This window comes from Quyinboa ferrireducens (assembly GCF_042436675.1).
GTDB lineage: Bacteria > Bacteroidota > Bacteroidia > Bacteroidales > UBA5342 > JBHJHP01.
Window position 1 is genome coordinate 114,689 of the sequence record NZ_JBHMVA010000004.1, and the last position, 25,836, is coordinate 140,524.

General features: G+C 38.0%; 27 protein-coding genes. 16 read left to right on the forward strand and 11 right to left on the reverse strand.

What is annotated here, in order from left to right:
- Nucleotides 1-91 precede the first annotated feature (91 nt).
- Nucleotides 92-685, reverse strand: coding sequence for an RNA polymerase sigma factor (locus ACE01N_RS08500; RefSeq protein WP_375729035.1), 594 nt, complete (start codon nt 683-685; stop codon nt 92-94).
- Entirely contained in the window at nt 676-1,821 is a 1,146-nt protein-coding gene (locus ACE01N_RS08505; RefSeq protein WP_375729036.1) for a glycosyltransferase, read from the reverse strand. The genes ACE01N_RS08500 and ACE01N_RS08505 overlap by 10 nt, the downstream gene beginning before the upstream one ends.
- A gap of 115 nt (nt 1,822-1,936) precedes the next feature.
- Here ACE01N_RS08505 and ACE01N_RS08510 point away from each other — a divergent pair, with 115 nt between their 5' ends.
- The 4 genes from ACE01N_RS08510 (at nt 1,937) to ACE01N_RS08525 (ending at nt 5,204) form a co-directional block, all read left to right on the forward strand.
- A complete protein-coding gene (locus tag ACE01N_RS08510; protein WP_380587102.1) occupies nt 1,937-2,827 on the forward strand; it encodes a DMT family transporter in 891 nt (296 codons plus the stop codon).
- A 67-nt stretch (nt 2,828-2,894) separates the two neighbouring features.
- Nucleotides 2,895-3,389 (forward strand): flavodoxin, encoded by a 495-nt coding sequence (locus tag ACE01N_RS08515; RefSeq protein WP_380587104.1) that lies wholly within the window; start codon nt 2,895-2,897, stop codon nt 3,387-3,389.
- Between the two features lie 47 nt (nt 3,390-3,436).
- Complete coding sequence (locus ACE01N_RS08520) at nt 3,437-4,249, forward strand: mechanosensitive ion channel family protein (protein WP_380587106.1); 813 nt, start codon at nt 3,437-3,439, stop codon at nt 4,247-4,249.
- Nucleotides 4,250-4,364: 115 nt separating this feature from the next.
- Complete coding sequence (locus ACE01N_RS08525) at nt 4,365-5,204, forward strand: mechanosensitive ion channel family protein (RefSeq protein ID WP_375729040.1); 840 nt, start codon at nt 4,365-4,367, stop codon at nt 5,202-5,204.
- 77 nt (nt 5,205-5,281) lie between these two features.
- Here ACE01N_RS08525 and creD read toward each other — a convergent pair whose 3' ends face one another.
- The 5 genes from creD to ACE01N_RS08550 form a co-directional block, all read right to left on the reverse strand.
- On the reverse strand, nt 5,282-6,577 hold the full coding sequence (gene creD / locus ACE01N_RS08530; protein ID WP_380587110.1) for a cell envelope integrity protein CreD: 1,296 nt from the start codon (nt 6,575-6,577) through the stop codon (nt 5,282-5,284).
- Nucleotides 6,578-6,629: 52 nt separating this feature from the next.
- Entirely contained in the window at nt 6,630-6,923 is a 294-nt protein-coding gene (locus tag ACE01N_RS08535) for a winged helix-turn-helix domain-containing protein (RefSeq protein ID WP_380587113.1), read from the reverse strand.
- A complete protein-coding gene (locus tag ACE01N_RS08540) occupies nt 6,923-7,546 on the reverse strand; it encodes a hypothetical protein (protein ID WP_375729043.1) in 624 nt (207 codons plus the stop codon). Before ACE01N_RS08540 ends, ACE01N_RS08535 begins: the two co-directional genes overlap by 1 nt.
- Before the next feature lie 404 nt (nt 7,547-7,950).
- The gene (locus ACE01N_RS08545; RefSeq protein WP_380587116.1) at nt 7,951-8,442 is read right to left on the reverse strand and encodes a hypothetical protein; all 492 of its coding nucleotides are present in this window, start codon (nt 8,440-8,442) and stop codon (nt 7,951-7,953) included.
- 3 nt (nt 8,443-8,445) lie between these two features.
- Nucleotides 8,446-9,150: an SAM-dependent methyltransferase gene (locus ACE01N_RS08550; protein ID WP_380587119.1), complete on the reverse strand. Its 705-nt coding sequence runs from the start codon at nt 9,148-9,150 to the stop codon at nt 8,446-8,448.
- Nucleotides 9,151-9,250: 100 nt separating this feature from the next.
- Between ACE01N_RS08550 and ACE01N_RS08555 the strand changes: the two genes are divergently transcribed.
- Nucleotides 9,251-10,267, forward strand: a complete 1,017-nt coding sequence (locus ACE01N_RS08555) for a polysaccharide deacetylase family protein (RefSeq protein ID WP_380587122.1) — start codon at nt 9,251-9,253, stop codon at nt 10,265-10,267.
- Here the strand turns inward: ACE01N_RS08555 and ACE01N_RS08560 are convergent.
- The gene (locus tag ACE01N_RS08560; protein ID WP_375729047.1) at nt 10,264-10,650 is read right to left on the reverse strand and encodes a DUF302 domain-containing protein; all 387 of its coding nucleotides are present in this window, start codon (nt 10,648-10,650) and stop codon (nt 10,264-10,266) included. The genes ACE01N_RS08555 and ACE01N_RS08560 overlap by 4 nt on opposite strands.
- Before the next feature lie 185 nt (nt 10,651-10,835).
- Here ACE01N_RS08560 and ACE01N_RS08565 point away from each other — a divergent pair, with 185 nt between their 5' ends.
- From ACE01N_RS08565 to ACE01N_RS08580, 4 genes are all read left to right on the forward strand, one after another.
- The gene (locus ACE01N_RS08565) at nt 10,836-11,531 is read left to right on the forward strand and encodes a response regulator transcription factor (RefSeq protein ID WP_375729048.1); all 696 of its coding nucleotides are present in this window, start codon (nt 10,836-10,838) and stop codon (nt 11,529-11,531) included.
- Between the two features lies 1 nt (nt 11,532).
- Entirely contained in the window at nt 11,533-13,032 is a 1,500-nt protein-coding gene (locus ACE01N_RS08570; RefSeq protein ID WP_380587126.1) for a sensor histidine kinase, read from the forward strand.
- A 119-nt stretch (nt 13,033-13,151) separates the two neighbouring features.
- Nucleotides 13,152-14,183 carry a hypothetical protein gene (locus tag ACE01N_RS08575; RefSeq protein ID WP_380587129.1) on the forward strand — a complete coding sequence of 344 codons (1,032 nt, stop codon included), beginning with the start codon at nt 13,152-13,154 and terminating at the stop codon, nt 14,181-14,183.
- Nucleotides 14,184-14,237: 54 nt separating this feature from the next.
- Nucleotides 14,238-14,639 carry a hypothetical protein gene (locus ACE01N_RS08580; protein ID WP_375729051.1) on the forward strand — a complete coding sequence of 134 codons (402 nt, stop codon included), beginning with the start codon at nt 14,238-14,240 and terminating at the stop codon, nt 14,637-14,639.
- 10 nt (nt 14,640-14,649) lie between these two features.
- On the opposite strand, the gene ACE01N_RS08585 is transcribed toward ACE01N_RS08580, so the two are convergent.
- Nucleotides 14,650-14,823, reverse strand: a complete 174-nt coding sequence (locus ACE01N_RS08585) for a hypothetical protein (protein WP_380587133.1) — start codon at nt 14,821-14,823, stop codon at nt 14,650-14,652.
- A gap of 368 nt (nt 14,824-15,191) precedes the next feature.
- On the opposite strand from ACE01N_RS08585, the gene ACE01N_RS08590 reads away from it, so the two are divergent.
- From ACE01N_RS08590 to ACE01N_RS08610, 5 genes are all read left to right on the forward strand, one after another.
- Nucleotides 15,192-17,639 (forward strand): plasma-membrane proton-efflux P-type ATPase, encoded by a 2,448-nt coding sequence (locus tag ACE01N_RS08590; protein ID WP_380587136.1) that lies wholly within the window; start codon nt 15,192-15,194, stop codon nt 17,637-17,639.
- 128 nt (nt 17,640-17,767) lie between these two features.
- Nucleotides 17,768-18,730, forward strand: a complete 963-nt coding sequence (locus tag ACE01N_RS08595; RefSeq protein WP_380587139.1) for a T9SS type A sorting domain-containing protein — start codon at nt 17,768-17,770, stop codon at nt 18,728-18,730.
- An 88-nt stretch (nt 18,731-18,818) separates the two neighbouring features.
- Nucleotides 18,819-19,589: a subclass B1 metallo-beta-lactamase gene (bla, locus tag ACE01N_RS08600; protein ID WP_380587142.1), complete on the forward strand. Its 771-nt coding sequence runs from the start codon at nt 18,819-18,821 to the stop codon at nt 19,587-19,589.
- A gap of 37 nt (nt 19,590-19,626) precedes the next feature.
- Nucleotides 19,627-20,559 (forward strand): hypothetical protein, encoded by a 933-nt coding sequence (locus tag ACE01N_RS08605; RefSeq protein WP_380587145.1) that lies wholly within the window; start codon nt 19,627-19,629, stop codon nt 20,557-20,559.
- A 16-nt stretch (nt 20,560-20,575) separates the two neighbouring features.
- Complete coding sequence (locus ACE01N_RS08610) at nt 20,576-21,802, forward strand: ATP-binding cassette domain-containing protein (protein WP_380587148.1); 1,227 nt, start codon at nt 20,576-20,578, stop codon at nt 21,800-21,802.
- Nucleotides 21,803-21,813: 11 nt separating this feature from the next.
- Here the strand turns inward: ACE01N_RS08610 and ACE01N_RS08615 are convergent, their stop codons facing one another.
- Both ACE01N_RS08615 and ACE01N_RS08620 read right to left on the reverse strand, forming a co-directional pair.
- Nucleotides 21,814-22,356: a 2'-5' RNA ligase family protein gene (locus tag ACE01N_RS08615; protein WP_380587151.1), complete on the reverse strand. Its 543-nt coding sequence runs from the start codon at nt 22,354-22,356 to the stop codon at nt 21,814-21,816.
- Nucleotides 22,356-23,114: a DUF6920 family protein gene (locus ACE01N_RS08620; protein ID WP_380587154.1), complete on the reverse strand. Its 759-nt coding sequence runs from the start codon at nt 23,112-23,114 to the stop codon at nt 22,356-22,358. The genes ACE01N_RS08615 and ACE01N_RS08620 overlap by 1 nt, the downstream gene beginning before the upstream one ends.
- A 267-nt stretch (nt 23,115-23,381) precedes the next feature.
- Here ACE01N_RS08620 and ACE01N_RS08625 point away from each other — a divergent pair, with 267 nt between their 5' ends.
- Entirely contained in the window at nt 23,382-24,089 is a 708-nt protein-coding gene (locus ACE01N_RS08625; protein ID WP_380587157.1) for an SIMPL domain-containing protein, read from the forward strand.
- Nucleotides 24,090-24,180: 91 nt separating this feature from the next.
- On the forward strand, nt 24,181-25,788 hold the full coding sequence (locus tag ACE01N_RS08630; protein WP_380587160.1) for a carboxyl transferase domain-containing protein: 1,608 nt from the start codon (nt 24,181-24,183) through the stop codon (nt 25,786-25,788).
- Nucleotides 25,789-25,836 lie beyond the last annotated feature (48 nt).

A 25,836-nucleotide genomic window follows, 5' to 3' on the forward strand; every position in this document is an offset into this window, starting at 1 on the left:
ATAATGTCTTAAAACTTAAAACTTTTGCCTTTTAACCTTTACCTTTTACCTTTTGCCTTTTGCCTTTTACCTTTTAACTTTTAACTTGTAATTACTGTTCCTTGTGCTCCTTATATAGTTTAGCCAACGAGTCTTTTGCCCGGTAAAGCTGACTCTTAACAGTTCCCATTGGAAGATTTAGTTTTTCAGCAATTTCTTCGTAAGACAATTCATTATAATACCGTAAACGAATGAGTTCCTGCCAGAACGGTTTCAGCTTTTCGATGAGTTTCTCCAGCTTTTTGTATTCCTGCTGGCGTATCATGTTTTCCTCGGGTCCAGGCTGGTCATCCTGAATCACCGAAGTAGGTTCCATACCTGAGTCATCATTATCTTCAATGGAAAGAATCAGTTTTTTTGATTTTCGCATAAAGTCAATGGTATGGTTTGTGGCAATGCTGAACAACCAGGTGCTAAATGCATAGTCGTTTGAATACTGATCCAGCGACTTAAAAACTTTGCCAAAAACTTCAGCTGTCAGATCTTCCGCATCGCTGTAGTTATTAACCATTTTCAGAAGCGTGAAATAAATGGCATCGTAATAGAAATCCATGAGAGAGGAAAATGCAGCACTGTTACCACCAAGTGCCTTTTTTACGAGCTCCTGATCTCTTACTTTCTGTTTGCTGTCCCGGTTTATTTCCATTTAATCCCTTTGGGGTTTCTCATATTCTTAAATGATAGCCAGGCATTTAATAAAGGCATCACAATGTCGAACAACCAGAAGGTAAACAACAGATGTGGTTGTTTGAGTTTTTTAGCGGATAGATTAATAATTAATCCCTGTACAAGGAATCTTAATCCGAATACTGCAATAACTATCCATGTATAAGGGATAAGGATCAATGCCATTATGAACGTTACATAAAACAGAAATCTGGATCCTATTTCTACTCCTAAACGCCATTTGTCGCCAAACCGGTAATACCTACCTGTTGTAAGGTGTCTGCGTTTTTGAATGATCCAGTCTTTCCAACTGTTTTTTGCTTTTGTCAATACATGCGCGTCAGGAGAAATTTCCACAGCACAATTTGTTTTTGTAGCTACTTTGTTGATAAACAGGTCATCATCACCTGACATAAGTTGAATATAAGGAGAAAATCCTTTTTGACTGAAGAATAAAGATTTTTTATAGGATAAATTTCGTCCTACACCCATGTATGGTTTCTTTGCAAGTGCTGATCCCAAATATTGAATCCCAGTGAACACATTATCGTATCGGATCATTCGGTTTATAAATCCCTTGTCCTTTAATACCGGGCTGTAACCAATCACTACTTCCGTGTTGTCGTTGTAGTTACTCACTACACGTCGTAGCCAGTCCTTGCCGGCAGGCATACAATCTGCATCGGTAAACACAAGTATGTCGTTTTGGGCTGCTTTAATACCAAGCGATAAAGCCATTTTTTTACCGTGTTTAAAAATCGGATCAAAATGAATTCTTGTTGTATACAGGTTGGTATATTTTTTCTTCAGTTGTTCCAGTATATCCCATGTTTCATCTTCCGAGCAGTCATCAACCACTACCACCTGAAAATCGGGATAATCCTGCTCAAGTATGGATGGTAGATATTCCGGAAGATTGTATTGCTCATTCTTAGCTGATATTACCACGGATACAGGAGGTAAATTATTTGCGTTTATATCCTTTGAAAGTTTCGTGAATATAATTCTGCTGTAAAACCATAAATAGTAAAATAACTGGACTAAAAGCGTGAACAGCAGAGTTAAAGCGATTATTTGGCTTATTATCGAAAGTTGAGTAAAATGCTCAATTATCATCTAGGTTGATATTTGAATCAAAAATCATAAAAATTATCCAAACCTACAAATCAATTTATGGAATTGAATTAGCTTTACAGTTAAATTTGTTCATACACAAAAAGCAACCGGTTTGATGGGAAAGGACAAGCATATTACCGATGTTCTACATCTTCATTTTATAGTTGTAATTCTTGGTTTTACCGGTGTTATTGGAAAACTAATTTCACTGCCTGCTATTGAAATGGTATGGTATCGTATGTTGTTTGCGTTTATTGGTTTATTTATTTGGTTAAAGTTTACAGGTAAGCTTGTTGTACCAGACCGTAAAAATCTGGTAAAATATTTGGCGACAGGTTTTATTGTGGCCTTTCATTGGGTTGCCTTTTTCGGATCTATAAAATCATCTACAGTTAGTGTGGCTTTAGCCTGTTTTGCATCAACAGCATTGTTTACCAGTTTGCTGGAACCATTATTCAACAAATCAAAAATCAGTTTTCTTGAGTTTTTTCTGGGATTGATTATTATAGGCGCTATTGTTATCATATTTAAATTTGAATCTGAATACACCTTAGGTATCATGTCGGGATTGGCATCTGCTGTACTCGGAGCCCTGTTTATGGTCCTTAACAAGCGGTTTCAGAAGGAATACAAACCTGTGACCATAACACTTTTTGAAATGGTTGGTGGTTTTATTGCATTATCTGTATTTCTTCCGGTTTATGCTGCCTTTACACCAGTGACGTTAGCATTAAATCTGTCTGATTTGTTTTGGCTGCTTATACTGTCGCTGGTGTGCACGGCGTATGCATTTATGGCTTCAATCCATGTCATGCGATCATTAAGTGCATTTCAGGTTGTTCTGACCATTAATATGGAGCCGGTCTACGGAATTTTTCTGGCTTTTCTTATATTTGGTGAATCCGAATTGATGACACCCGGATTTTACTTTGGAACGGTATTGCTTGTTTTGGCAGTATTTACATATTCTCTGTTAAAAAGAAAGCCTCGGACCGTAAATTTGTGATCGAACAAAATAAGTTAACTACTGTTTTACTTATGATTTAAAAAATTAACAGCAAAACCAAATTTAAATGACAGCATTGTTTTATAGCTATACTGCAAAAAAAAGTTCACAAGTAGCAAAACATATTATTGAAAACTGGGGAAAAGGGCTTGAAGTTGTTGATGTGGATAATGCCAAAGGTGAGGATCTTGCCAAATATGATGCATTGATACTGGGTGTACCAACCTGGTTCGATGGTGAGCTACCCTCGTATTGGGACGAAATGGTTCCTGAAATAGAAAATGCAGACCTGAAAGGGAAAAAAGTTGCAATTTACGGTTTAGGAAATCAAAAGGATTACCCTGAAAACTTTGTTGACGGAATTGGGCTCATGGCTGATATTCTTGTGGGACAAGGAGCTGAAGTAGTTGGACATACTTCTTCTGAAGGGTATGAATTTGAAAGATCGGTATCACACAGAAACGGAGAATTTATAGGATTGGCACTGGATTTTGAGAACCAGGCCGGTTTGTCTGAAGAAAGGATTAAAAACTGGGTGGCACAGTTAAAAATGGAATTCTAGTACAACTAGTATAAACCTCGTCTTATTAACTTAATTTAGATTGAAAAATGGAAAAACTCAATTTTAATCCTGAGAAATTCATGGATATGGTCATGGACTATGCGCCGGATTTGTTGCTGGCAATTGTTGTTCTGATAGTTGGTTTGTGGATCATAAAAGGATTTACAAAACAACTGAAGCGAATTATGGAAAAAAGAAATGTGGATGAGTCGCTTCGTCCGTTTCTAATTTCTTTGATCAGTGCAGTTCTGAAAATTCTGCTTGTTATTTCTGTAATGCAGATGGTAGGTGTTGCCATGACATCGTTTGTCGCTATTCTGGCTGCTGCTGGTCTGGCAATCGGTATGGCCCTTTCAGGTACGCTTCAGAATTTTGCAGGGGGAGTTATGATTTTAATTCTTAAACCTTTTAAGGTAGGTGACTTCATTGAATCTTCAGGTCACGGAGGAGTTGTGAAGGAAATTCAGATCTTTCACACCATTCTTGAAACCCCGGATGGCAGAACAATTATTTTGCCGAATGCTCCTGTTTCCAATGGTGCGTTGGTAAATAAAACTACCAAACCGGTTCGTCGTGTGGATCTTACATTTGGTATAGGCTATGATGATGATATTGACAAGGCCAGAAAAGTTATTCAGGATTATGTCGAGTCTGACAGCCGTGTCCTAAAAGATCCTGCTCATCAGATTCTTGTTTCTGAACTTGCAGACAGTTCTGTGAATTTTGCCGTTCGTCTTTGGGTAAATACAGGAGATTACTGGGCCGTAATGTTCGATACTACAGAAAACATTAAGAAGGCATTTGATAAAAATAAGATATCAATACCTTTCCCTCAGAGAGATGTACATATGGTAAAATAGTAAGAAAAATACATTTGCTTAAAAACGCCCTTTGAATAAGGGCGTTTTTTTATGCCGTGTATATAAGATTCACCGTAATTTTTTATTTTTGACCACAAATAATAATATACACCTTATGCAAAGTGAAGCAATTATGGACGCTGAAAAAATTAAAGACCTGTTGGCGTCATTAATTAAATATGCCACAGAATATGGCTTAAAACTTATTTATGCAGTTATCGTATTGATTATCGGCTGGTGGCTGATAAAATTTGTGATGAAAGCTGTAAAAAAAGGGTTTGAACGAAGAAATCTTGATCTTTCATTGCGTGGGTTTTTGACCAGCCTGATCAGTATCACACTAAAAGTAGTTTTATTCATTACAGTTGCAGGTATGCTGGGGATTGAAATGACATCATTCCTGGCTGTTCTCGGTGCTGCCGGTCTGGCAATCGGTATGGCTCTGAAAGGTACCCTTTCGAATTTTGCAGGTGGTGTTATGATCCTTCTCTTGAAGCCTTTTAAAGTAGGGGAGTACATTACCGGTGGAGGATATTCCGGTACGGTCAGCAGTATCTCAATTTTCAATACCACCTTGCTTACATTTGACAATATCATGGTTACAATTCCGAACGGACAGCTATCGGAAACTGCAACCATGAATTATACCCGCATGGATACCCGCAGAGTGGATATTGAATTTGGGATCAGTTATTCTGATGATATCGATAAGGCCAAAAAGGTAATTTCAGACGTATTGAAAGCAGAAACAAGGATTTTGCCTGAACCGGAATTTGTAATTGCCGTTAAATCATTGGGAGATAGTAGTGTAAATATCACAACACGTTCGTGGGTAAAAACGACAGAATATTGGCTGGTATATTTCGACATTGTTGAGAACGTTAAGAAAGCGCTGGATAAAAACAATATAACCATACCTTTCCCGCAGCGCGATGTGCATCTTTATAATAAATAATAAAAAGTGGCTGCCCCTTTAAACAGGTAAGCATTCTGAGATTCAACATAAGACAGGGACAGCCACGGAGTGAAATATTATTTGTCGTTAATCTTTAATTTTCGTGAGACACCCATTACGGTTGTGAGTATTATGAACAGCCCAATATTACCTGCCAGGTATGCATAATCCTTCAGAGAAAGGAGGATGAAAATAAAGACGTAAAACAAAACAAGAATACCGTTCAGGATTAATGCTACTTTGGGACTGTTTATAAATCCGCGTGTAAAGAACCAGATAGCTGATACGATTAGTACTGCTGAAACCAGGTACGCCGCACTGAATCCTATTTGTTCGCTTAACGCCGTCAGTAAAGAGAAAAACAGGATAAGGGCAAAGGCCACCAGAATGTAATGAAAGAGCTGAATTCTGTTGTGGTAAAACAATTCAGAAAAAATGAGGACCAGAAATGTCAATATAATGAACAACAGGCCGTATTTTACACTTCGCAACGACTTTTGATAATGATCTGCCATCAGTAGAAATTCTATTCCCAGGCTCTGTTGATTCACATTATATGCTTTCCCTTTCCATATCTGCGGGAATGTACGGTTCAGTTCTGTGACTTTCCAGTGTGCATCAAAGCCTTCCTTGGTCACCTCTCTTTTATAAGGCAGAAAATCACCTTTAAATGAAGGATCTGCCCACGGTGATTTTATGGAAATATCAGTGCTTTTGCCAATGGGCAAAAATGAGAGTTCATCAGAGCCGTTTAATTCAAGGTTCATGGTGAAGGCCAGGTTTTCCAAAGATGTATCCACCGGCATTTCGAAGGTAATGCCCGATTTAAAAAGGTCGTGATCCGCTACACCGGGTTTCGGTTCAACTGTTTTGTCATTCACCTTCAGTTTCAGATTCCCTTTTATACCGCGGTTATCACTGATCCCAAACGTAAAATAAGCATCTTTCCACTGAATGTGATATCCGGAAAATGAAGAAAGATCCGGTTGTTTGAAATTACCTGAAAGCTGTAAATCAGATGTGTAGACCACGCTTCTGTAAATGCTCTTTTTACGTAATTCAGGTTTAACCGTCCCGTTTATGTTCAGTTCTTCCGGCAAGAGATGTAGAATATTCGTAACCATCACATTTCCGTCTTTGGTCTGTTCATACGTGTAAACCGGTACATTCAATACCGGACCGGAAATAGTCTGCTGCCCGGACCACATTTGTGTAATCTCCTTTTTGGCCTGATCAGAAAAATGAATTCTGTCGCGAATAACATCTTTTACCATTTCCAGTGGAATAAGCAGGATCAACGTCATAAATCCGAGTACCGCCATTTTTACAGTGAATGTCTGATACCATTTTGTTTTTTCATTTTTGTCTTCCATGATTTATTGTATTAAAAGTACTTTGAAATACAAAGTAATTGATTAAAAAAAATTAGCTTCTAAATAATTTCTCAAGTGCATTAATGTGTGCATTGAAAGCACTAAGTCCTGTTTCTGTTATAAAATAGGTCGTATTTGGTTTCCTGCCGATAAATTTCTTTTTCATGGTAATCATATCTTCTTTTTCAAGTGCTTTCAGGTGACTGGCAAGATTTCCGTCAGTAACATCAAGCAACTCCTTTAAGGTGTTGAAATCAACTGCTTCGTTCACGGTAAGCACAGACATGATTCCTAATCTTACCCTGCTCTCAAATGCTTTATTTAAACCATCAATTAAACTTCCCACTATTTATACTTTTTCCACATTACAAATCCGTAGATAATATGCAAAATGCTGAACCCAAAAATGGCGAAAACAAAACTGTAACCTAAGAAAAACAACGAAATAATTCCTGTTGCTATTTCTGATAATCCCAGATATTTTATTTCACCAAGCGTGTATTTGGATGCATTCAGCAAAGCAAGGCCGTAAAAAATAAGAAGGGACGAAGATACAAACATGGTATCGTTATGATACAACATGGCGAGAATAAATAAACCTCCGGCAATAAGAGGAATAAACAGATTGACCAGCATGCGTTTTGCCGTTCTTGTCCAGAATGATTTGTTTTCTCTTTTTGCTTTATTATATGATACTAACCAGGCTGTACTTAATGCAAGGATCAGAACAACCAATGCATCCAGCAAAAGATAAAATAATTCAGTACGGTTGGTTCCAAATCTGAAATAATCGAAAGAATAATCAAGTCCTCTGGCACCACTGTCCAGAATCATGAAATATGCGACAGCTGCTCCTGCCAGGGCATAAAGTCCCGCAAATATTCCGGATAAACCGCTAAGTGTAAGAAATCTCGATGATTCCTCCATCATCTTTCGTATGATCTGAATGTCGTCCTGTTTGTTTTTCATTGCATAGTACTTTGAGATACAAAGTTAAATATTTTTCTTAAACTGAACTGTTTTTAATGAATTTTAACAAACACAACTGTAGTACAGTTTGAAATCTGGCGCAAAGCAGATATTGCCATCTATTATAAACAGATTTAATTAGGAGCCATTGTTGTCCGGCTAAAAATCAATATTACTTAAAGATTCTTCGCTTCATTTTACTACGCTCAGAATGACAATCTTTTAGGTTCATATGGGGCTGGAGGATGGGTTGGTTTGCGACAGATTCGCAAACCAACCCATCCTCCAGCCCAACAACCAGCAAATGCCTGCCATTCCGAGTGAAGCGAGGAATCTCTAACGCTTTAACCGGACAAAAGTAATCAAGAGTATTAAACTATTAATCGGAGATAATAGCTGTATGTCTATTCTTTCAACAGGTTTTTGCTGTGCTTAAATCCTTTCAGGATAAGTTCATTTATATCTTCCGTTGTGTTAAAGTTATTTCTTGTGCCGCAAAGCCAGAGTTCAGAGAACGGGTCGGAGTCAATAATATGATTCAGGAGTTCCTGGGGTGATGGTGCATGATCAAAGGCTGCATATTCTTCGTATGTATAGGTGGTAAAGGCAGTATTCGGGCCGATTCCCATATTATCCAGCAGGTATCCGTTTTTAAGTTGTGTTGGTAGTGCAGGATCACCATCAAATGTCAGATCTCCAGGCGCCGGATACGATATGATCCTGTCTTTTGAGTCATTTAGCAAAACCGGAACATATTTGCTGTAATCTGCTTTTGTTTTATATACTACCAGTGGAACAGGAACATTCATAATTTGATTGGATTGTTTATCTGTTTTACAAGCCGTAACCATTATGGTTAAAACAATTATCAAAGTTACCTGGATTAATTTCATCATTTTTTATTTACCTAAAACAAAAATAGCAGGTTTTTTGTGCATATCAGGTAGCTTACTTTTCCATTCCGCAATGCGTTTGGTTTTAATAAATTCCTGTGGTGTTGATATATCAACAGCAATACACAGCCTTAGGTCAGGGGAACACATTCTGAGCAGATCTTCAGCCAGTTTCATGTTTCGGTAAGGAGCCTCAATAAATACCTGCGACTGGTTTTCATGCATGATCCGGCGCTCAAGTTCCTTCAGTCTGTTTTGCTTTTCATGGGGTTTAACCGGCAGATAGCCAACAAAAGAAAAATTCTGACCATTCATTCCGGCTGCCATAACAGACATTAAAATGGACGAGGGACCAACCAAAGGAACAACGGTGATGTTTTTTTCATGTGCAAGTGCCACCACATCAGCTCCCGGATCAGCTACTCCCGGACAACCCGCATCGGACATTAGTCCTACATCGTTTCCTTTAAGCAGTGGTTTTATAAGCCGTGATGCTTCCTCTGGTGTGGTATGCTCATTGAGCAAATAAAAGGTGAGTTCATCTATTTCAATGGACTTATCGACGGTTTTTAAAAAGCGGCGCGCACTCCGAAGATCTTCAACAATAAAGTGTTTCAGCGTTTTAATAAGTGCAATGTTTTTTGCTGGTAACACATCTTCTGCTGCAGTGTCTCCCATCAAACTTGGTAATAAATACAGGTGTGACGCCATCTTTTTTAGCTCAAAAATAAAGAATTCGGCGGGATAAAACGATTCAGGATAAAACCGATTTTTCAATAACTGCAAAATATGTATCTTCGGTGAACGGATTATGAAGGATTTTCTTTTAAAACTGGCCCCTGTCTGGCGCCTGAAACCCTTAGGTCTGCTGACCTTATTCACCGGACAAAAACTGGTGATGCCATTTTATCATGCGGTTGAGGATGAGCCAAAGCCGTATCTGAAGCACGCCTATCCGGTTAAATCAGTGAAATCCTTTGAAAAGGATCTTGATGAGATATTGCATCATTTTGAACCCGTTGACACCGAAACTCTGATCAATTGGGTTCAAACTGGAAAGCAACCATCAAAACGTTCTTTCTGGTTATCGTTCGATGACGGATTAAGTAGTTTTTACCATTTTGCTGCGCCGGTTTTAAAACGTAAGGGAATACCGGCTGCGTGTTTTGTGAATACGGCTTTTATAGATAATAAAGATCTGTTTTTCAGGTATAAAGCCAGTTTGGTTATAGAACAAATTAATGGGTTGGAGAATGCTGTGATTAAAAAGATTACGGGAAAGCTGGAGGTAGAAACCGATTTTCAGGTGATAAAAGAGCGTATTGAAAATGTAAAATATGCTGAAAAAAAGGTTTTAGATGATATTGCAGAAATAGCAGGTATAAGTTTCTCCGAATTTCTTAAAACTGAACAACCATATTTAAGTACGGTTCAGATTAAATCATTACTTAAGGATGGTTTTACCATAGGAGCTCATAGTCTGGATCACCCGAAATTTTCAGAGATTCCTATAGAAGAACAGGTAAGACAGACAGGGCAATCTGTGGGAAACCTTGTTAAAGCCTTTGATATAAAGACGCCGTTGTTTTCATTTCCGTTTACAGATGATAAGGTTAGTAAAGCGTATTTCGAAAGGATCAGAAATAATCCCGTATCTCCGGTCCTTACCTTCGGAACAGCCGGATTGAAACGAGATCAAATTTATACAAATCTGCAACGCATTCCGGTGGAACTTGGCCATGCCTCAGCGATGGACATCATAAGAATGGAATACGTATATTACGTACTAAAATCCTTTATCGGAAAAAATACACTGAAACGTTTTTAAACCTTATCCAATACCCGTTTCAATATATCTCCCACTTCGATGGCAAAAGTATTGAGTTTAGCATTGTCTATGGCCTGCATTGATGCTACAGGATTAATAGCTGCAATCTCAGTTTTCTCGTTATCCAGGCGTTGAACGATAAAGTTACATGGTAGCATCGTTCCAAGCTTGTCATCTTCCTGCAGAGCTTCGTAGGCAAATTTGGGATTGCACGCCCCAAGAATTCTGTAGGGCCTGAAATATACATCAAGTTTTTCATGAAACTTTTCCTGCACATCCATTTCTGTCACAATACCGAAGCCCTCAGGCTTAAGTTCAGCTTTAAGCTTTTCAATTGTATCTTCAAATGAATAATCGACTGTTTTTGAATAATAGTAGTTCATAATTTTCTAAAGTTTATCATAAAACCAAGACGTACAATAATATGTTCAGATATTTAACATGTTGTGATGTTAATTAACTTACTCAAAAAACATTCCTGTTTTCATATTATCACGGTTCTTTGATGATTTTGTGATACTTCTGTGATGAACTGTTCCTAACTTTGTTCTGTTTTAGAATAAAAACGATGGATAAAGTACTTATAATAGAGGATGATAAGGATATATCCGAATTGATTTCCATTCATGTAGGAGATATGAATTTTGAGGTGGATAAGGCATACGATGGTAAGGACGGCCTTATGAAAGCCCTGAATAATTCCTATAGATGCATATTGCTCGACATAAGACTTCCATTGATGGATGGTTTCGAGGTTTGTAAGCGCATTCGTCAGGAAAAAATTACGACACCGGTTTTAATGTTGACCTCCAAATCGGAAGAAATAGATAAGGTACTCGGGCTTGAAATTGGCGCTGACGATTATATAACCAAACCGTTCAGTATCAGGGAGCTGATTGCCAGAATAAAAGCTGTGTTGCGCCGCATTGATATGTCTCAAAAGCTAGTTGATGATAATGAACTGGAAATCAGAAGCGGCAACCTCTATATCAATGAATCCATGCGCATTGTTGAAATCAATAAAAAACGCGTGGAACTGAGTCCCAAAGAGTTTGACCTTTTATTGCTTTTGGCATCCAATCCGGGTAAAACATTCTCGCGCATGACCTTACTTAATCAGGTTTGGGGATATGAGTTTGAAGGTTTTGAGCATACGGTGAATTCGCATATCAACAGGTTGCGGTCAAAAATTGAATCCAATCTCAATAAGCCGGAGTACATATTAACAACGTGGGGAGTAGGATATAAATTCAGAGAAAACTAGTATGAGTCAGGAAAGATCACAAACAGATTTGAAAAAGCCCGGAGTATTCAGCCGTTTATTCTGGCAATTGTCCGCCATATTTTTATTTGTGCTTGTGCTTTTTGCAGCCATTGTGCTCTACATTTCCGTTCAAGCGGCAAGAAGTTATTCTGAGGAAGTGAACCAGAAGCTGAACCGGGAGCTGGCATCCAATATGTTGGGTGTAATTCAGCCGCTTGTTGCCAAAGATAGTTTGAATAAAGCAGCATTGGGAGACATTATGCATTCCATGATGGTTATTAATCCCAGTGTTGAAGTTTACATTTTAAATCCGGACGGGAAAATTTTAAGTTATGTGGCTCCCGATAAGGTAGTGAAACTTGAAAATGTATCTCTGGATCCGATCCAAAAATTCCTCACCGATAATTCCAAAGGAATAGTCATGGGTGATGATCCGAGGAATCCGGGAGAATCCAAAATCTTTTCTGCCACACGGATCATTGAAGATAACAAGTTGATAGGCTACATTTATATTGTACTGGCCAGTCAGGAATATGCTTCTGCTTCGCATACCGTGCTTGGAAGTTACATTCTGGGAATTTCAATCAGGTCAATGATCGTTATTTTGCTGATTGCAGCCATGACAGGGCTGATCGCTTTCTGGTTCCTGACTAAAAAACTGAACAATATAACAAAAGGTATTCTGGCATTCAGGTCAGGACATTACGATGCACGGATTGATGTACAGGATAAAAGCGAGCTTGACAGGATTGGTTTGGTTTTTAATGAGATGGCTGATACCATTGAGAAAAATATTGAGGAACTGAAGGGAGTGGATAATCTGCGTAAAGAGTTGATAAGCAATGTGTCTCACGATCTGCGTACGCCTGTAGCGTCCATACAGGGCTATGCGGAAACGTTGTTGCTGAAGCAGGGAAAACTGAAAAAGGAAGATGAGAAAAAATATCTGGAGACCATTGTCAAAAGCAGTGAGCGTTTGAAAAAACTTGTATTTGAATTGTTTGAACTTTCAAAGCTGGAAACCAATCAGATTAAACCCGATTTTGAACCACTGGTGATCGGTGAGCTGGTTTCTGATATTGCAGCAAAATTCAGAATTCTTTCGCAGAAAAAAGGGGTGAGCATCAATACAATTCTATCGAAAGATCTTCCTATGGTGGAAGCTGACATCTCTTTGCTTGAAAGGGCTTTACAAAACCTGATAGATAATGCCATTAAATTCTGTAACGATGGCGATACGATCAATATTGAGGTGAATATGAAGGATGTTGAAAAAGTGCAGGTACGGATTTCAGATTCGGGTCAGGGAATAAAAAATGAGGATATTCCACATATTTTCGATAGATATTATAAAAGTCACGAATATGCTGACAGTACAGGATTAGGGCTTGCCATAGTGAAAAAGATCATGGAGTTACATCATTCGGATATTAAAGTAGTGAGCCAGTATGGGAAGGGAACAACATTTTCATTTAATCTCCCGGTGGCACAAATTGCCTGAGGATTCTTACAGAAGAGATAATTTTATTAAACCAGTTAAATACCCAAAGTTTAGTGAGGGAGTTTGCGGCGGCAGATTCCCTCTTGCATTATAAAAACAGGGCTGCAATCAAAGCTGATATGCAATATTTTATTTCCTTTGTATCTATGCAATTAAAGATCAGACTTTATCATATAATATGCTCGCTATGTATTGTTTCGGGCTTTCAAACGTTTGCTCAGCAGTTAGAGTACGATGTTCAGTTTTATGGATTTGGCGATAACCGCGAGTATGATGGGTATGACAAGGCCATTTCTCAAACGATGCTTGGTGAACGAACCAGTTTTGCATTGGGGACAACGCTGGAAGGGAATAATAGTTTCCGTTTTGGACTGGATCATTTATTTGAATTTGGAAGTGGGCTGAATGAAAAGCTTCCCAAACTGATTGCCTATTATCAGTATGAAGACGACAAAAAGACATTTTATTTTGGTGCTTTTCCACGAATGAACCTTATAGATTTTCCCCTGGCTCTGATTACAGATACGTTTAATTATTACCGTCCTAATATTGACGGGTTTTATGCCGATTACAGATGGAAATGGGGGCATCAGGCAGGATTTGTGGACTGGACCAGTCGTCAGACGGATAATCGGAGGGAAACGTTTATGGCTGCACTTAACGGGGAGATCCGGGGCGGTTCATTCTTCTTTCAGAATTACCTTACGCTGTTTCATTATGCCGGAAAGGGGATCAGGCTGGAAAATGAATTCGTGGAGGATAATCTTGCCCTTGCTTTATATTTAGGATCCGACCTGGATGAATTATTGCCGCTACAAAAGGGATATATCAGGACTGGTGTATTAGAATCAACCTACAGAAACAGAGGTGAAGGAAATACCTTCCAAAAATCCTGGAGTTTTACCGCAGAACTCTATGCCGAAATTAAGTACTTTGCACTAAGAGCAAATATTAGCCAGGGTGACGGACTGCATATAACTAATGGTGACAGGTATTACGACCTAAAAAGCTATCTCAGAACGGATGTAATCTGGAAATTCCTACAGAAAGAACACGTTGAAGGCCACTTTAACCTGTCGTTTCATCTCCTTAATTTCTCCGTTTTGGATCAATCGCAACAACTTGCTTTGGTTTACAGATTTGGGAAATAGGTGATATGCAACCTTTTTTTATTTGACTTCCTCTATTGTACAAAATCAGAATAAATGAAACTGAAAATATTTATGTTGGTCGTTTTGATGGTTTTAATTGCAGCCTGCACAGAAAAGGAGCCAATTGGGAAATGGGGTGATATTATAAAACTTTCAACTAAATCTTTAAATTTTAGTTCTAATGGCGATTCAGCTACTGTAACCACTGAAGGTGACTGGTGGTGGATAACGGATGTAGCTGTTGATACGGTATGGTTTTATCATTTTGATGTGAATCAGGAATATGTAAGCGAATATGTTATTCAGGACAGTTGTTTTTATCTGGAAAGAAAAGACGCACGGAGTCTGTTTATAAAAATTGATCCTAATCCGACAAATTCAAACCGGATAATAAGAATCGGACTGGAAGCAGGTGACTATTTTGATGGGATAACTATTACTCAGGAAGGTAAATAAAACTGAGAACCTATTTGGGTTCCCAGTAACAACGCTTAGGTGATACAATGGCATCATCTGTTTTTAATTCTTTCATAGCCTTATCTATCTCTTTTTTATCCAGACCGGAGGCATCGGCAATTTCCCCGGCTTTTAATGGTTTGCCGGCGGCCTTAAGCACTTCTAAAACTTTTTCTTTGCTCATAACAGTGTTATTGTAATTTAAAATGGAAAGATAAATTTTATTTCATTTTCTCCCAAATTACAAATTGGATTATAGGTATAGCCAGGTCTGTTAAATTTTATTTCCCCGGTAGGTTCTTCGTTTAACGAAGTTTAAAATACGTCCGGTTTGGGATAAAAAAGTATAATTACAGAGATATTCCCGGTTGTGATATGTTGTTTAGTGTGATTATGTAATTGGAATTAAGTATTCATACATTATGACACCATTGAATACATCACAAAAAGCTTACATATTTCAGGTCATTCTTCCCGAAATCAAATTTTTTAACACTATACGGAATAGTAATATTTCACCCTTAATTGTGGTATCTCTAAAATTTGTCCACTATGAAACACTTTGACATTGACGCTTTTAAAAAAATGACCATTGATGAGGTCTGCGAGAATCTGGAAACTGGTCTCAAAGGATTACAGGATGATCAGGTTAAGGAAAGAGAAAAAGAGTTCGGTCCCAATGAACTTGAAGAAAAGAAAGTAAACCCGGTACTAAAATTTTTAGGTTACTTCTGGGGACCCATTCCATGGATGATTGAAGTGGCAGCAGTCCTGTCTGCGGTCATCCATCACTGGGAAGATTTCTGGATCATTTTTATTCTGCTGCTTTTGAATGCACTGGTTGGTTTTTGGCAGGAATATAAAGCAGATGATGCCATTAGTCAGTTAAAGAAAAAACTGGCACTGAACGCCCGCGTATTTAGAAACGGAAAGTGGGGTGAATTAGCTGCAGCAGGTCTGGTGCCGGGAGATATGGTAAGGCTTAGGTTGGGGGATATTATTCCGGCAGACGTAAAGCTGGTTAAAGGCGATTATCTGACAATTGATGAATCTGCGTTGACTGGTGAATCGCTGCCTGTAGAAAAGCATACAAATGATGTGGCTTACTCGGGATCTATAATTCGTCAGGGTGAAATGGATGGCCTGGTAGTGGCTACCGGTCAGAATACGTATTTTGGTAAGACCGCTAAACTTGTAGCTGAGGCTAAAACAATCAGTCATTTCCAAAAAGCAGTCATTAAAATTGGGCATTACCTGATTGTACTGGCTGCCATAATGATCGCCATTATTTTTCTGTTGTCCTTGTACCGTCATGAAAACTTTCTGGATACCTTACAGTTTGCTTTGGTGCTGACCATAGCCGCCATTCCTGTGGCATTGCCTGCAGTGCTGTCTGTGACCATGGCTGTGGGTGCATCTGCGCTGGCTAAAAAGAAAGCCATTGTGAGTAAGTTGGTTGCCATTGAAGAAATGGCTGGAATGGATGTTTTGTGTTCAGACAAAACCGGAACCATAACAAAAAATGAACTGACCCTTTCCGAGGTTAAACCATTGGGGAAATTTAAACAGGAAGATGTGTTGCTGTACGGGATGCTCGCTTCCAGGGAGGAAGATAAGGATCCGATAGATTCGGCCATTATACAGGATGCAAAAGCAGACGCAGCAGTCAACAAACAATATGAAGCTTGTCAGGTCACAGATTTTAAGCCATTTGATCCGGTTATAAAACGTAGCGAAGCCAGTGTGACCAAGTCTGGAAAGGGGAATTTCTCTGTATCAAAAGGGGCGCCGCAGGTTATATTAAGTTTGCTATCTGCAAAATCTTCTGCAGCTATTTCAAAAGCCGTCAATGATCAGATTACTGAATTTGCATTAAAAGGATTCAGAGCACTTGGTGTAGCTGTTAAGGAAGAGAATAGTGACTGGGAATATGTAGGTCTGATACCTTTGTTTGATCCACCACGTGAAGATTCCGCAGAAACCATTGCCATGGCTGAAAAAATGGGTGTGAATGTGAAAATGATTACAGGGGATCACCTTGCCATAGCCAAACAAATCGCTGGTAAAGTCAACCTTGGTGACCATATAAGTGAAGCTACCGAGTTTCTGGATAAACCGGATAAAGAAGCTGTAGAAATTATAGAGAATTCAGATGGATTTGCCCAGGTATTTCCTGAGCATAAATACCGGATTGTAGAATTACTACAGGAACAAAAACATATTGTGGGAATGACAGGTGATGGTGTAAACGATGCTCCGGCGCTTAAAAAGGCGGATGCTGGTCTGGCTGTAGCCGGAGCAACGGATGCCGCTAAATCTGCCGCTGACATTGTGATAACCTCTCCTGGATTATCGGTTCTGATTGATGCCATAAAAGAGAGCCGGAAGATATTCCAGCGCATGAACAGTTATGCGATTTACAGGATTGCTGAAACTATCAGGGTTTTGTTTTTTATCACATTGGCAATCATAGCATTTAATTTTTACCCCATCACTGCTATTATGATTGTGTTGCTGGCATTATTTAACGATGCTCCGATAATGGCCATTGCTTACGACAATGTAAAATATTCCAATGAACCCGAACGATGGAATATGAGGGTCATTTTAAGCATGGCAACGTTTCTGGGTATAATAGGTGTCATCAGTTCATTCGGAATATTTTATATTGGGCAGCAGGTTCTGGATTTAAGCAAGGATCAGATACAGACGTTTGTATTTTTAAAGCTTGCTGTTGCGGGCCATTTAACCATTTTCCTGACCCGGACAAAAGGACCGTTCTGGTCCATTAAGCCAAGTGCAACCATGTTCTGGGCGGCAGTCATTACAAAAATACTCGCCACGTTTGTGGCTGTTTATGGCTGGTTCATTACCCCAATATCATGGACGCTGGCGCTGTACATATGGGGTTATGCCATAGCAGCATTTTTAATTACAGACTTTTTGAAAGTAAGAATATACAAGGTACTGGATCATGAAGATATGATCTTTAAGAAATAGCTCAACCATAGAGTCTTGGTTTTACATTTGGACACGTCCCGGCTGACTCATAGAGCCGGGACTTTTTTATTGCCTTTAGCTGTTATTTTTTATAACTTTATCTAACCTATTATTAATTTATTTGAACCATGAAAAAGATTTTTGTTCTTATAGTTATAGCTGTTGTTATTTTTAATATTCAGGCCCAACGAATTGAGGGTGTTTGGGATATATTGTCGTTTGAAAATAATTATGAGTATCTTAAAATTGATACATCTCAGCAAAATATTTGGCAGATAGGCAAGCCTCAGAAACCATTATTTGATAACGCTTATGATGGAACCAATGCTATAGTAACTGATACCATTAATTCCTACCCTGTAAACAATTACTCATATTTTGATTTAGTATTAGGGGAATTTAATTTCAGTTACCACTTCCGTGAATCAATTGCATTGGAGTTCAAACATAAATACAATACAGATTCCTTATTTGATGGAGGATATTTAACTATTTCGTATGATAATGGAGTATCCTGGACTAATATTTTTAACGATACAGCGGGTTTATACATGGTGACTCCAAACATACTTGAAAATGATTATTATAGTTGTATTACAACTAAACTCAGTAATGATGAAATTGGATTTTCAGGAAATTCGAACGGTTGGTTAACTGTAGATCTGTCATGGTATGTTTTAACCTGTGGACTAAAGAGCACTAGATATAATCCTCAAACGGTTGATACTGTCATTATCCGTTTTAATTTTATCAGTGACAATAATGATACCGGTAAGGAAGGATGGATGATTGATGATATTAAGTTGTATTCAGTTGATGTAGGTGATCAAATTCGAAATCCTGATTTGAATGAAGTAGTAATCGTCTATCCAAATCCATCTTCTGACATCCTTAATATTCGTTTGAAGGCTTTATTCAAAAAGGTACAGGTTGATGTTTATGACCTGACAGGAAAAATGATATTGAACGAAATTTTTAACGATAAAAATGAAGTGGCGCTTTCCGTCAATAACTTATTACCGGGGACTTATATCATAAAAGTAACTCCAGACAATGAAATCTCAGCATTAAAATACTTTGCGGTGCAATAATTGAACATGATTATGTTATTCAATTTGTTGTTTTAGTTATATTTGATTGTTTATCAATATGATTCACTTTATATAACAATTTGTAACTATGAGAAGCTCATTTCTTTTTGTTTTTTTTCTCGCTTATTCTTTTTTTGCAATAAATGCACAGTCAGTACCTGTTTTGAGTGATGCAAAAGGTTTTAACAATAAAACGATAAAAATATCAGACGATGTAAGCCTTATTCAAATATCTGATGATGCTTACATCCATGTTTCTTTTACCGATGTGGAGGGTTATGGCAGGGTAGGAGCCAATGGATTAGTACTAACAGATAAGAGCAGAGCCTTTTTGTTTGATTCTCCCTGGAACGATGCACAAACAGAAATTCTGCTGAATTACCTGAAAGATTCTCTGCATTTAAAAGTAGTCGGTTTTGTTCCTAATCACTGGCATGAAGACTGTATGGGTGGATTAAAGTATATTCAGGATCAGCACATCCTGTCGTATGCAAATGAACAAACCAGGGAAATTTGCCATAAAGAAGGGCTTCCTGTTCCTTTGTTTGGATTCAGGGATTCTTTGGTATTAGCGTTCGGTAGCAAAACAATAAAATGTTTTTACCTTGGTGCTGCTCATTCACTGGATAACATTGTGGTCTGGATTCCTTCGGAACAAATTTTATTCCCCGGATGTATCGTTAAAAGTCTAAATTCCCGAAACCTTGGAAATACAGCTGATGGTGACCTGAAAGTATATCCTGAAACAATCAGAAAACTTCAGAAGCAGTTTCCTGAAGCAAAAATTGTTATTCCCGGACATGGACAATATGGTGGAATGGAATTGATTAAGCATACCCTGGAATTGGCTGTGCAATAAATTTAGCAGATGATTCATTATACATGAAGTATTAATTATGAATAAGATTTTTATTAGGAATGCTTTTATTTTAGAAAGATCTTTAATATTTGGGACTATAATTAACTTTGAAATTGAACGATTTGAAGAAAAGAACGAGTTTTTAATAGATGAAACGATTTGTTATAGCTTTCAAATTAAATTTACTGGATGGGTATTTAGAAAATGGGATATTTCACAGGATATTTCAGATGAAGATTTAATAAAATTAGCTTTCCCATATGTAGTAAAGGAAGTATCTAAAAGACTTAATGAGGATGGTTTAAAAGATGCTGAGATGGTCAAGATCGAATATAATTCTGTAGGAGAAGAATATCCTTATGACCTTTCAAAAATCAAACAAATTATAGGATATGAATTTCTTGTAGAAGAACAAAAACAAGAGAAATTTGATTTAATTGATTACTTAATGCAAGCAGCTTTTCAGCTCCAGGGAAACCATAAAATTATATTAAATACTGAGGATAGTAGAAATTCTTTCATTAGCAATATTTTAACTAATAAAGGTGTAATCTCAAAGGATCAGTCACGATGGGGAAAATCAGAAAGCGGTAAAAAACAAGGTGAGTTAGATATTAAAATTGAGGATGAAAATGGTTTAACGTTATCTGTCTTTGAAGGAATGAATCTAAAAAGTTTAGATAAAGGTAAGATCGAAAGTCATATAAGTAAGATATTTAATTATGACCCCAATGGCCTGAAAAATAACTTTTTGTTTGTGTATTCTGACTCAAATTCATTTTCAATTTTATTCAAAAAGTATTATGAATATTTAAATGAATTATTAATTAGTGGTTATAATTTTAATATTGTTAAAGATGTTTCTAATGAATACTCTAAAGGTGCTGAAATTAAGGTGTTAAGGACGGGGTATGAAAGACAGAATATTACTTGTAATTTATATCATGTACTGATAAATCTAAATTTATAGGCATATTTATAGTTTTATGAACATATCACACGCAGCATTTTATATTTCCAATAACGATAATAAGGAGCAGTTGATAGATAACCTGTTTAACGGGATTATCATAAAGTCTCTTTCAGAATTAAAAGGCGAACTTTTCTCTGATCTTACGCTGAAAAAAATAATTGCAGAGGAAATCAGACACGAACATTTCGGTATTATTCAAAGTCCGAAGAACAGTTTTCAGAAATACTCGGAAGGTGAAAAGAAGAAATTATTGTTGCGGTGGATTATCGATCAGGAGCCTGATTACATCATTGTAGATAATATTTTCGATCATCTGGATGTAGCTTCACAGGAAAGCATTGCAAAAAGGCTTATTGAGTTAAGCCAAACAGTTTTAGTTATTCAGATAGCCAACCGGAAGGATGATATTTTGTCTTTTATTGATAAAATATATGTTGATACTGATGGAACTTTTACAGAATACGACAGATCTGTTATTAATAATCCAGACAGTACCACGTATTTTGTAAACGCTGTTCCACAACCAATCCAAACTTATTCGGATTACGATAATCCTTTGATAGAATTTAAAAACGTCAATGTGTCATACAATGGGCGACCAATCGTAAAAGATATTTGCTGGCGTATCAACACTGGCGACTTTTGGCAACTGAAAGGGCCTAATGGTTCAGGGAAAAGTACCTTGTTGTCATTGATTAATGGCCACAATTCCAAAGCATACGGACAGGATATTACCTTGTTCGGTGTAAAAAAGGGAAGTGGCGAAAGTATCTGGGAAATTCGCAAAAAAATCGGGTACTTTTCGTCGGATATGGCACAGCAGTTTTCCCGAACTGACTCTGTTGAACGCATGATAATTTCTGGCTTTCTGGATTCCATAGGTTTATATGTCAAGCCTACCGATATTCAACGGGAAAGAGCTCAGGAATGGATGAACCTGCTAAAAATGGGGCATCTGAAAAAGACTTATTTTCAGAAACTTTCTTTTGGTCAGCAACGGCTGGTTTTGCTGGCCAGAGCCATGGTTAAACATCCGCCGTTACTTATTCTGGATGAACCTACCGTTGGACTGGATGATGAAAACGTTATGTTATTTAATCAACTGATTAATAAAATTGCAGAGGAGACGTCGACAACCATCTTGTTTGTATCACACCGCAAAGAAGCCGGACTGGTGCCAAGGCAGATTTATGAACTGTTTCCATCTGTAACAGGTTCTGCAGGAAAGCAAACATTGTAGTTTTTTACTTTTCATTTTTCATTAAACCCAAACTCTCTGTAAATATCCCAGAATTTTTCGTTGTGCTTTAGGAGAAATATGCTTTCAATGTTGAACTCAGCATTAAATGTTCGTTTTTCATATTCCGGCCAGGCTTTGTAAAACTGTTTTGCTTCCAGATCACGTGTTGCAAGCGTCATATGAGGCGTGACGTTTTGAGTGACTTCTTTTTGGTCAAAGCTAAGTTTTGTAATCAGTTGCTTTTTAAGTCCTGCATGAAGGTGCTGTAGAGGGGAAGGATTTTCCACATCAATATAGATGACCCTCGGTTTAAAGCATCCAAAATTCTTAAGATGCAGTTTGAATGAAGACTGTTTTGTTGCAAAATTTTTCAAAACTTCTTCCAGTTCATGTTCAAATTCTTCATTTCGTTTAAATGGCATTTGCAAAGTAATATGAGCCGGAGATTTTAAGGCATGTTTTGCATTAAACCGTTGTTGAATCTCCAGTTTCATATTTTTTACTTTTTCCATAAGAATCTCATCCGGTATGACCGCAATAAAATAAAGGTTCATCAGAATTGTTTTGGGATGTTATATTCAATTTTTTTTATGTTAAAACGGGCATAACTGAAGTCTCCTTCTTCCAGGTTCCACGATACCTCGCATGATATCGGTATCAACATACCATTTACTTTCTGATAGTTTTTATAAACCCCTGTCCAGTTATTTAACGTGTCATTGTTGAACCGTTTTGCCTGAAGCTTCGTGATTTCTCCCTTGCTATTAATATGAACCCTGGCATCAACATCTATACCTTCAGAGGTGAATATAATTTTACATTCGGAGTCATTTACTTTTTCCCATGACAGGTTTTTGGAGGGAAGCAATGCTGTTGGATACCACGGAGCCTCAGCAAGCCAGCGCAGTAGTTCACCCTGATTTATTTTCTCATCTTTCTTATTAATGATCCTTATGGTTTGAAAAAGACGGATTTGAAGATTGCCCTGCTTATTAATAAAAAGGTCGGTGGCACTCATAAAAGGAACCTTTCCCCGCCAGACAAAGCCAGGTGGTTCAATGGTAAAGTATTCTTCGCCTTTTATTTTTGACCATTTCTGGTTTGGATTGACTCTGAATTCACCATCATGAATTAACCGGGCGGAGCTGAGGTAGCTTTGGTTTTTAACAAGTACATGTTTGAAATATCGCTGGGCCGGTGTCGGTAAACTATCAAAAAGCCCTGGGGCAATATACGTGTCATGAATAGCCTCCGAGAATGCATAAAGCCTCTTGATATGCCGGCTGAAAGAAGAAAATGGATTGGAAAACATATATCTGTTTTTAGCACTTATAAAGGTAATATTTACCGATATGCATACAAAATCTAAAAAAAATTAAAAACTCTCTTAGCATTTATGGAAATTCTATCTTTATACGTCTTATTAATAAATATTGAATCATAATGAGCATAAATTTTCAGTATACAAAAATGTACGTGCTGTGGATAATTTACATTTTGCATTAGCGAAAAATCCCTGAACGTATTTGTGATCCTGATTTTAGGCTGGATTTATTTATAAATTTAAATTTTTAAACACATGAAAAAACTTGTATTCTTATTCCTCCTGTGCTCCGGTTTTGTACTTAGGGCTCAAAACGGAGAAAAAAACTTTATCGATCAAAATTATATCGAAGTTACGGGCAAAGCTGAACTGGAAGTCATTCCGGACGAAATTTATCTTAAAATACTTATTAACGAGGCAGATACAAAAAGCAAGGTAACACTTGAAGAGAAGGAACAGAAAATGTACGGTGCACTTAAAAAGATTGGAGTGAATGTGGATAAGGATCTGGCCGTGAAGGATTTTGCTAGTAATTTTAATGATCATTGGCTGAAAAAAGATGAGATAAAATCTAGCAAGGAATATCAACTGATTGTGCATGATACCAAAACCCTTAGCCTGGTATTTATTGAACTGGAAAAAATGGATATTTCCAATATTACCATCGATCATGTGGATCATTCGCAAAAAGCAGAATTCCAGAAGCAGGTTAAGATCAATGCCATTAAAGCAGCCCGCGAAAAAGCAGATTATCTGGCAGAAGCGATCAAACAGGATGCCGGCAAAGCCATGTTTATTCAGGAACAGAATTTTACCTATTACAGACCGAATACATTGAATAGTAACATAATGATCCGTGGTGTTTCAAGTGTAAAAAAGGAAGCCCTTCCTGAAATAGAATTTGAAAAGATAAAATTTGAAAGTACGATGCTGGTTCGGTTTGAGTTGAGTAATTCAAAATAATGTATTATTATTCCTTAATAAAAGTTAAAGATCGAACTGACAATTTGTAAACAAAAAGGCGCTGCGCGTGTTTCTTTACTGTATTACAAACGTGGAGAAGCTAACATCACATATTATTTCCGGATCTAAAAGCTTTACCGAAAACACAAAGGCTTTTGAAGTGCTCATGGAGGAGTACAGGACCCGATTAGGTGCAGTACTGCAACGCGATAGCGAAAAACCTGTTATCAGGCACAGAGAACGTGGTAAACTCACAGCACGAGAACGCATAGATCATTTGATTGATCCGCATACCTCTTTTCTTGAGTTTTCAGCATTGGCTGCAAACGGGCAGTACGACGATGGTTTTCCGTCAGCAGGTATCATTACAGGTATTGGTTTGATACGGGATATCGAAACCGTTATTATTGCTAACGATGCAACGGTAAAGGGTGGAACCTATGTAAAAGAGACCATCAAAAAACATATCCGGGCACTGGAAATCGCATTGGCAAATAATTTGCCCGCGGTTTTTCTTGTAGATTCGGGTGGTGTATTTTTGCCGGAACAGATTAATGTTTTTCCTGACCGTGATCATTTCGGACGCATTTTTTATCTGCAATCGCAGCTTTCGTCGAAGCAAATTCCACAGGTGGCCATAGTAATGGGATCGTGTACTGCTGGCGGAGCATATATTCCGGCAATGAGTGATGAATCCATTATTGTGCGGAACCAGGGAACGATTTTTCTCGGAGGTCCTCCTTTGGTAAAAGCGGCTACAGGCGAAGATGTTTCTGCAGAAGATTTGGGTGGAGGCCATGTACATACGTCCGTTTCCGGGGTGGCAGATCACCTGGCAGAAGATGATCTGGATGCGCTGCGTATCTGCAGGGATATCTTTTCAACATTAACTCCTCCAAAGAAACATCAGGTGCGTATGGCAGAAGACGTTTCACCTGCGTATGATCCCTATGAACTTTATGGAATTGTACCAGCCCGCCAGACCAGGCAAATGGAGATGTATGAGGTGATTGCCCGTGTGGTGGATGGGAGTAAGTTTCAGGAATTTAAAGCTAATTACGGTAAAACATTAATAACCGGGTTTGCCAGTATTCACGGATATACGGTAGGTATAGTAGCCAATAATGGCATACTTTTCCCTGAATCTGCATTGAAAGGAACCCACTTTATTGAATTGTGTAATTACCGTAAAATACCTTTGGTGTTCTTCCAGAATATAACGGGGTTCATGATCGGAAAGGATTATGAACATAAAGGGATTGCAAAGGAAGGTGCAAAAATGGTTCATGCAGTGGCAACCAGCAATGTGCCTAAGATAACTGTTATTGTTGGTGGTTCGTATGGAGCCGGAAATTATGCCATGGCTGGTAGGGCATACGATCCTGATTTTCTGTTTATGTGGCCTAATGCGCGTATTGCGGTAATGGGCGGAACACAGGCCGCGAATGTATTGAGTACGGTTAAAGTTCAGCAAATGCAGGCATCAGGAAAACCTGTGGACATAGAAGAACTGGATAAGTTTAAAAAAGAGATAACGGACCGTTATGATCTGGAAAGTTCAGCGTATTTCAGTACATCCCGGTTGTGGGACGATGGAATCATCGATCCTGCGGATACAAGAGATGTGCTTGGCATGGCCATTTCTGCTGCGCTTTGTAAGAAAGTGAAGGATCCGCAGCCCGGAGTATTCCGGTTTTAACAGGTTGTTTGTTGAATGAGAAATTAAGGATGAAACGTTTCTCATGCT

Bases quoted from the DNA above. Each gene is read 5' to 3' on its own strand.
- ACE01N_RS08505 (WP_375729036.1), bottom strand. From the start codon at position 1,821: ATGATAATTGAGCATTTTACTCAACTTTCGATAATAAGCCAAATAATC.
- bla (WP_380587142.1), top strand. From the start codon at position 18,819: ATGAGAAGCTCATTTCTTTTTGTTTTTTTTCTCGCTTATTCTTTTTTT.
- ACE01N_RS08510 (WP_380587102.1), top strand. From the start codon at position 1,937: ATGGGAAAGGACAAGCATATTACCGATGTTCTACATCTTCATTTTATA.
- ACE01N_RS08605 (WP_380587145.1), top strand. From the start codon at position 19,627: ATGAATAAGATTTTTATTAGGAATGCTTTTATTTTAGAAAGATCTTTA.
- ACE01N_RS08520 (WP_380587106.1), top strand. From the start codon at position 3,437: ATGGAAAAACTCAATTTTAATCCTGAGAAATTCATGGATATGGTCATG.
- ACE01N_RS08570 (WP_380587126.1), top strand. From the start codon at position 11,533: ATGAGTCAGGAAAGATCACAAACAGATTTGAAAAAGCCCGGAGTATTC.
- ACE01N_RS08620 (WP_380587154.1), bottom strand. From the start codon at position 23,114: ATGTTTTCCAATCCATTTTCTTCTTTCAGCCGGCATATCAAGAGGCTT.
- ACE01N_RS08540 (WP_375729043.1), bottom strand. From the start codon at position 7,546: ATGAAAAACAAACAGGACGACATTCAGATCATACGAAAGATGATGGAG.
- ACE01N_RS08560 (WP_375729047.1), bottom strand. From the start codon at position 10,650: ATGAACTACTATTATTCAAAAACAGTCGATTATTCATTTGAAGATACA.
- ACE01N_RS08575 (WP_380587129.1), top strand. From the start codon at position 13,152: ATGCAATATTTTATTTCCTTTGTATCTATGCAATTAAAGATCAGACTT.
- creD (WP_380587110.1), bottom strand. From the start codon at position 6,577: ATGGAAGACAAAAATGAAAAAACAAAATGGTATCAGACATTCACTGTA.
- ACE01N_RS08615 (WP_380587151.1), bottom strand. From the start codon at position 22,356: ATGAACCTTTATTTTATTGCGGTCATACCGGATGAGATTCTTATGGAA.
- ACE01N_RS08525 (WP_375729040.1), top strand. From the start codon at position 4,365: ATGCAAAGTGAAGCAATTATGGACGCTGAAAAAATTAAAGACCTGTTG.
- ACE01N_RS08515 (WP_380587104.1), top strand. From the start codon at position 2,895: ATGACAGCATTGTTTTATAGCTATACTGCAAAAAAAAGTTCACAAGTA.
- ACE01N_RS08580 (WP_375729051.1), top strand. From the start codon at position 14,238: ATGAAACTGAAAATATTTATGTTGGTCGTTTTGATGGTTTTAATTGCA.
- ACE01N_RS08555 (WP_380587122.1), top strand. From the start codon at position 9,251: ATGAAGGATTTTCTTTTAAAACTGGCCCCTGTCTGGCGCCTGAAACCC.
- ACE01N_RS08565 (WP_375729048.1), top strand. From the start codon at position 10,836: ATGGATAAAGTACTTATAATAGAGGATGATAAGGATATATCCGAATTG.
- ACE01N_RS08590 (WP_380587136.1), top strand. From the start codon at position 15,192: ATGAAACACTTTGACATTGACGCTTTTAAAAAAATGACCATTGATGAG.
- ACE01N_RS08610 (WP_380587148.1), top strand. From the start codon at position 20,576: ATGAACATATCACACGCAGCATTTTATATTTCCAATAACGATAATAAG.
- ACE01N_RS08625 (WP_380587157.1), top strand. From the start codon at position 23,382: ATGAAAAAACTTGTATTCTTATTCCTCCTGTGCTCCGGTTTTGTACTT.
- ACE01N_RS08550 (WP_380587119.1), bottom strand. From the start codon at position 9,150: ATGGCGTCACACCTGTATTTATTACCAAGTTTGATGGGAGACACTGCA.
- ACE01N_RS08500 (WP_375729035.1), bottom strand. From the start codon at position 685: ATGGAAATAAACCGGGACAGCAAACAGAAAGTAAGAGATCAGGAGCTC.
- ACE01N_RS08595 (WP_380587139.1), top strand. From the start codon at position 17,768: ATGAAAAAGATTTTTGTTCTTATAGTTATAGCTGTTGTTATTTTTAAT.
- ACE01N_RS08545 (WP_380587116.1), bottom strand. From the start codon at position 8,442: ATGATGAAATTAATCCAGGTAACTTTGATAATTGTTTTAACCATAATG.
- ACE01N_RS08585 (WP_380587133.1), bottom strand. From the start codon at position 14,823: ATGAGCAAAGAAAAAGTTTTAGAAGTGCTTAAGGCCGCCGGCAAACCA.